This window comes from Azonexus sp., from assembly GCF_036170495.1.
Lineage (GTDB): Bacteria > Pseudomonadota > Gammaproteobacteria > Burkholderiales > Rhodocyclaceae > Azonexus.
On record NZ_JAVHPH010000382.1, the window covers coordinates 1 to 2,000 of the forward strand.

Genomic DNA, 2,000 nt, shown 5'->3' on the forward strand with positions numbered 1-2,000 from the left:
GGCGCGTTGTGGATGATCAGCTCGGCACCGTTGATGAACTCCAGGAACTCGTCGGCGATGTCGGCGAATTTCGGCTTGTCGGCGAGGAATTCGAGGGTGATGCCGTGCACTGCCTGGGCGCCCTCGTCGATCTGGCGTTCCGGGTTGACGTATTTGTGCAGGTGGTGGCCGGTGAAGCGGCGGTTGACCATTTCGATGCAGGCGACTTCGATGATGCGGTGGCCCGAACGGGGGTCGAGGCCGGTGGTTTCGGTGTCGAGGACGATCTGTCTCATGCTGCTTCCCTGTTTCTCAATTCATCGATGCCGCGATTGGCCAGGGCATCGGCCCGTTCGTTTTCCGGGTGGCCGGCGTGGCCCTTGACCCAGACCCATTCGAGCTTGTGCAGCTTGACCTGGGCGTCGAGCAGTTGCCACAGGTCGGCATTCTTGACCGGCTTCTTGTCGGCGGTTTTCCAGCCGTTGCGCTTCCAGCCGTGAATCCATTCGTTGATGCCCTTGAGCACGTATTGCGAGTCGGTGTAGATCTTGCCGCCGACCGGGCGCTTGAGGGCTTCGATGGCGCGGATGGCGGCAGTCAGTTCCATGCGGTTGTTGGTCGTTTCCTTCTCGCCGCCCCACAGTTCCTTTTCGTGCGGTCCGACGCGCAGGATGGCGCCCCAGCCGCCGGGCCCGGGATTGCCCTTGCAGGCACCATCGGTAAATATTTCTACGGTTTCTTCAGCGGCCATGGCCTTCCTTTTGGGCGATCGGGCGCAGCGCCTTGGCACGCACCGACTTGTTTCGCCAGTTGGGGGTGATCAGGTGCATGCCGTGCACGCGCTTGATGGCGCGCAGCACATAGACACCACCGGAGAAATTCCACCAGCGGTTACCGGCTGTTTCGATGAACTGCCAGCGTTGCACCCATTTTAATTGTTCGACCGGGGGGATGTAGCAGCCCAGCGCGCCACGGTCGACTTCAAAACTGAGCAATTTTAGCCAGTCCTTGAGGCGATTCAGCGACAGGTAGCTGCCGTTCCACGGAAAATCGCCGCTGCGGTCGAGTTTGCGTTTGATGCCCCACAGCGATAGCGGGTTGAAGCCGATGATGATGACCTGGCCCTCGGGAATCAGGATGCGCTCGACTTCGCGCAGGATCTGGTGCGGCTCGTCACTGAATTCGAGGACATGCGGCAGGACGATGAGGTCGGTGCTGAGCGAGGCGAAGGGCAGGGCGGCGCAATTGCAGAGCAGGTCGACCGCGCCGTATTCGCCGGCCTTGAGGCGCAGCGGAATGCGGTTGGTGCGCAGGAAATCACCTTGCGGCAGGCCAAGTTGCAGGGCATGGAAACCGAAAATGTCGGCGACGGCGGCATCGAGTTGGCCCCGTTCCCAATCCAGCACGTAACGGCCAGCGGCGGTCGACAGCCAGGCGTCGAGCCCGGGAATTGACATCCGGGGCGCTGCACTCGATAGTTCCGGCATGTTTGAAATTTCGCTCATTCCCGCGTTCAAGGACAATTACATCTGGCTGCTGATCTGCGGCAAGCGTGCCGTTGTCGTCGATCCTGGCGATGCTGCTCCGGTCATCGCCCGCTTGAAAGCTGACGATCTGACGCTGGAAGGCATCCTGATCACGCATCACCATGCCGATCACCAGGGTGGCGTCGCCGAACTGAAAGCGCGCTGGCCAGTCGAGGTTTTTGCACCGGCCGATGAGTCTATCACAGGCTGTACGCGTCCACTTTCGGGTGGCGAGCTGATCGATGTGCTCGGCCAGACGGTCGAGGTCATGGCCGTTCCCGGGCATACGCTGGGGCATCTGGCCTACCTTGCGCCGGGCGTACTGTTTTGTGGCGATACGCTGTTCGGCGCCGGCTGCGGGCGGCTGTTCGAAGGCACGCCAGAGCAGATGTCGGCATCGCTCGATAGCATTGCGGCGCTGCCCGACGATACCCGGGTTTATTGCGCCCACGAGTACACCGAGATGAACCTGCGTTTCGCGCTGGCCGTCGAGCC

At 61.6% G+C, this 2,000-nt stretch carries 4 protein-coding genes; 1 reads left to right on the forward strand and 3 read right to left on the reverse strand.

The genetic code is table 11. The features are described from left to right. The 3 genes from ADADOO_RS13905 to ADADOO_RS13915 form a co-directional block, all read right to left on the reverse strand. On the reverse strand, nt 1-275 hold a 275-nt coding region (locus ADADOO_RS13905), incomplete at its 3' end, for an exonuclease domain-containing protein (protein ID WP_511278101.1). Further along, complete coding sequence (gene rnhA, locus ADADOO_RS13910) at nt 272-730, reverse strand: ribonuclease HI (protein WP_511278102.1); 459 nt, start codon at nt 728-730, stop codon at nt 272-274. The genes rnhA and ADADOO_RS13905, both read right to left, overlap by 4 nt. After that, nucleotides 720-1,436 (reverse strand): class I SAM-dependent methyltransferase, encoded by a 717-nt coding sequence (locus tag ADADOO_RS13915; protein WP_511278103.1) that lies wholly within the window; start codon nt 1,434-1,436, stop codon nt 720-722. The genes rnhA and ADADOO_RS13915 overlap by 11 nt, the downstream gene beginning before the upstream one ends. 28 nt (nt 1,437-1,464) lie before the next feature. Between ADADOO_RS13915 and gloB the strand changes: the two genes are divergently transcribed. Then, on the forward strand, nt 1,465-2,000 hold a 536-nt coding region (gloB, locus tag ADADOO_RS13920; protein ID WP_511278104.1), incomplete at its 3' end, for a hydroxyacylglutathione hydrolase.